This is a genomic window from Rickettsia sp. TH2014, from assembly GCF_019249195.1.
GTDB classification, from domain to species: domain Bacteria; phylum Pseudomonadota; class Alphaproteobacteria; order Rickettsiales; family Rickettsiaceae; genus Rickettsia; species Rickettsia felis.
In genome coordinates, this window is record NZ_MXAX01000200.1 from 111 (window position 1) to 4,392 (window position 4,282).

Genomic DNA, 4,282 nt, shown 5'->3' on the forward strand with positions numbered 1-4,282 from the left:
TTTACTGGATTGCTTCGTCGAATTACTACGTAGTTCTTCTCGCAGTGACGAAAAGCAGATCTACGCAACAATGCTTCACGGGAATGACATAGTAAAGAGTAGGGCAAATAATAATAGAATAATTATTTTACAATGAAAAATAACCATCGATGAAATTAGTAATAGTAGAATCGCCTGCAAAGGCAAAAACGATAAATAAATATTTAGGTGATGAGTTTAAGGTCATTGCATCATTCGGTCATATTAGAGATTTACCTTCTAAAAAAGGCTCAGTGTTACCTGATGAAAATTTTGCGATGAAATATGATATTTCCGATAAAGCAGGTAAATATGTAGATGCCATAGTTAAAGATGCAAAAAAAGCTGATGCAGTATATCTTGCAACCGATCCGGATCGTGAGGGTGAAGCTATCTCGTGGCATGTTGCAGAGGTAATAAAAGAAAAAAATAAGGTTAAATCCGATGATTTTTTCAAAAGGGTAGCCTTTAATGAAATCACTAAAAAAGCAATTATTCATGCCGTTGAGAATCCTAGAAAACTTGACGCTAACTTAGTAAATGCCCAGCAAGCAAGAAGAGCTTTAGACTATTTAGTCGGCTTTACCCTTTCACCTCTTTTATGGCGTAAATTACCTGGATGTAAATCGGCGGGGCGTGTACAATCCGTGGCTCTGCGATTAATATGTGAGCGAGAAGATGAAATAGAGCGTTTTAAGTCGGAAGAATATTGGGATATTAGCCTTAAAATGCAAAATAGTAATAATGAATTATTTACTGCTAAATTGACTCACGTAAACGATCAGAAGTTAGAAAAATTCTCAATTATTAACGAAAAAGACGCCAAAGATTTAACCGAAAAATTAAAATCTCAAAATTTTCATGTTGATAAGATAGAAAAGAAACAACAAAAACGTGCACCGCAACCTCCTTTTATTACTTCATCACTACAACAAGAAGCAGCAAGAAAATTAGGTTTTAGTGCTAAAAAGACTATGCAAATAGCACAAAAACTTTATGAGGGCGTTGACATAGGTAAGGAAACTATAGGGCTTATTACCTATATGAGAACTGACGGCGTTACATTATCAAATGATGCAATAGCTGATATACGTAAGTTAATCGATAAAAATTACGGTGACAAGTATTTACCGAATAGCCCTAGAATTTATAAATCCACAGTAAAAAATGCTCAAGAAGCTCATGAAGCTATAAGACCGACAAATATTACTTATACTCCTGATAGCTTAAAAGAAAAGCTGGAAAAGGATTATTATAAGCTTTATGAACTAATTTGGAAAAGGACTATAGCCTGCCAAATGGAAAATGTGATAATGGATTTGGTAGTTGCAAGTTTAGCTTCGGAAAATAAAGAATATTTGGCAAAAGCAAACGGATCAACTATAACATTTGACGGGTTTTATACGGTTTATCGTGAAAGTGTGGACGATGAGGCTGAAGAAGAAAATAAAATGCTGCCGTCTTTAAAAGAACAAGAACCGCTTAAAACTAAAGAAATTATTCCGAACCAGCATTTTACAGAACCTCCTCCAAGATATTCGGAAGCAAGCTTAGTGAAAAAACTTGAAGAGCTTGGGATCGGTCGCCCTTCGACCTATGCTAGTATTTTATCGGTTTTACAAGATCGAAAATATGTCTCTCTTGAGAAAAAGCGATTTATGCCTGAAGAATTAGGACGTTTGGTAACGGTATTCTTAGTCGGTTTTTTCAAGAAATATGTAGAATATGATTTTACCGCAGGTCTTGAAAATGAGTTAGATGAAATAGCTGCAGGTAAGCTTGAGTGGAAAGCTGCTTTAAATAATTTTTGGAGCGGTTTTAACCATAATATTGAATCGGTAAATGAGCAAAAAATCACCGAGATTATTAGCTATGTACAGAAAGCTCTTGATTATCACTTGTTCGGTGAAAATAAAGAATCTAAAGCTTGTCCTTCATGTAAAACAGGCGAGCTTAGCTTAAAGCTCGGTAAGTTCGGAGCGTTTTTAGCATGTAGTAATTACCCTGAATGCACTTTTAGAAAATCTATTGTTAGCGATAACGATAATAACGAAAATGAAGGCGATTTTGCCGCTACTCCTAATGAGAATAAAATTTTAGGCACTGATAAAGACGGAATAGAAATATATCTGAAAAAAGGACCTTACGGACCTTATGTTCAGCTCGGCGAACAAGAAGGCAAAGTAAAGCCAAAACGTAGCCCCGTGCCTGCTAGCTTAAATCAAAACGACATCACGCTTGAAATGGCATTAAAGCTTCTAAGCTTACCGCTAAAAATAGGTATTCATAAAGATAGTGGCGAGGAAATTATGATAGGATACGGTAAATTCGGTCCTTACATAAAATATATGGGTAAATTTATTTCAATACCTAAAAAATATGATTTTCTAAATTTAAGCTTAGATGATGCGATGAAATTAATTGAAGATAATAAAGCGAAGTTAGAAAAGAAACGGGCTTAAATAGTTTAGTATCACCCCGTGACTTAATTAATGTCATTCCTGCGAAAGCAGGAATCCAGCATAAAGCGAGATAAATCGAGCTTTAAATTTTAAAAATTTAGTGATTAAGACTTTTTAGTGGCTGGATTCCCGCTTCCGCGGGAATGACATAAAAGGATACAAATAATGGAAAAAATAAGTAAAAATGACAAAAATTATAACACGATTTGCTCCGTCGCCGACCGGTATGTTACATGTTGGAAATATCAGGGCAGCATTGCTTAACTGGCTATATGCAAAGAAGCATAACGGGCAGTTTATTTTAAGATTTGACGATACAGATTTAGAGCGTAGTAAACAGGAATATAAAGACGCTATAGAAGAAGATTTAAAATTTTTAAATCTTAATTGGGATCAGACATTTAATCAATTAAGTCGTTTAAGTAGATATGATGAAATCAAAAATCTATTATTAGACAAAAAAAGATTATATGCCTGCTATGAGACTCCGGAAGAGTTAGAATTAAAGCGTAAATTTCAATTATCTAAGGGATTACCGCCGATTTATGATCGAGCTAGCTTAAATCTAACAGAAGAACAAACACACAAATATATAGAGCAAGGAAGAAAACCGCATTATAGATTTTTGGTAAATCATGAACCTATTAGCTGGCATGATATGATCAAAGGCGAAGTTAAATATGACGGTAAGGCTTTAAGCGATCCAATAGTGATAAGAGCAGACGGTAGTATGACCTATATGTTATGCTCGGTTATTGACGATATTGATTATGAGATTACTCATATTATTAGGGGCGAAGATCACGTTAGCAATACCGCTATTCAAATTCAAATGTTTGAGGCTTTAAATACTACTCCTCCGACTTTTGGACATTTAAGCCTAATTATTAACAAGGATGAGAAAATTTCTAAAAGAGTCGGGGGATTTGAGATTGCAACTCTTAGAAAAGAAATCGGAATCGAAGCTATGGCAATAGCTAGCTTTTTTAGTTTACTTGGTTCATCGGCACAAATCTTGCCTTATAAATCAATGGAGAAGCTAGCAAATCAATTTGAGGTAAGTAGTTTTTCTAAAAGCCCGACTATCTATCAACCGGAAGATTTGGAAAGATTAAATCATAAATTATTAATAAGTTTAGATTTTGACGAAGTAAAAGACCGCCTTAAAGAAATCGATGCCGAGTATATTGATAAAAATTTTTGGTTATCGGTAAGACCCAATTTACAAAAATTACGTGATGTAAAAGATTGGTGGGAGATTTGTCATAAAACTCCGAATGTAAAAATTCTAAATTTAGATAAAGAATATTTAAAACAAGCAGCAGAATTATTACCGCAAGGGGAAATTATCAAAGATAGCTGGAGTATTTGGACTAAAGAAATAACAAATATAACAGGCAAGAAAGGTAAGGAGTTATTTCTGCCTCTTCGCCTTGCTTTAACCGGCAGAGAATCAGGGCCGGAAATTGCAGGAGTTTTACCTTTGATTGATCGGGAAGAGATAATAAAACGATTAACTAGTGCGTGACTCTTTATGTCATTCTCGCAAGGCATTGCTCGTGTGGACACCTGACCGTCATTGCGAGGAGCGAAGCGGCGCGGCAATCCAGGAAATAATTAAAAGAATTCTGTAAATTAAGAATTTTTACTGGATTGCTTCGTCAAAATTTTCAATTTTTCCTCGCAATGACGGATAAACAGGTCCATGCAACAATGCCTGCTCGCAAGGCGTTGTTGCGTAGAGATTAAAAAAAAGTCAATATAGTGCTTAAAGTATAAAAATAATTAAATTTTATATAATT

2 protein-coding genes are annotated in these 4,282 nt (G+C 34.8%); both read left to right on the forward strand.

Annotation, left to right across the window (positions count from 1 at the left end; genetic code table 11):
* Positions 1 to 149 precede the first annotated feature (149 nt).
* A complete protein-coding gene (topA, locus tag KYQ89_RS04090; RefSeq protein WP_218460524.1) occupies positions 150 to 2,480 on the forward strand; it encodes a type I DNA topoisomerase in 2,331 nt (776 codons plus the stop codon).
* Between the two features lie 184 nt (positions 2,481 to 2,664).
* Positions 2,665 to 4,008, forward strand: coding sequence for a glutamate--tRNA ligase (gene gltX, locus KYQ89_RS04095; protein WP_218460525.1), 1,344 nt, complete (start codon positions 2,665 to 2,667; stop codon positions 4,006 to 4,008).
* Positions 4,009 to 4,282: the final 274 nt, after the last annotated feature.

Coding starts and splice junctions, on each gene's coding strand:
- topA (WP_218460524.1), top strand. CDS start 150: ATGAAATTAGTAATAGTAGAATCGCCTGCAAAGGCAAAAACGATAAAT.
- gltX (WP_218460525.1), top strand. CDS start 2,665: ATGACAAAAATTATAACACGATTTGCTCCGTCGCCGACCGGTATGTTA.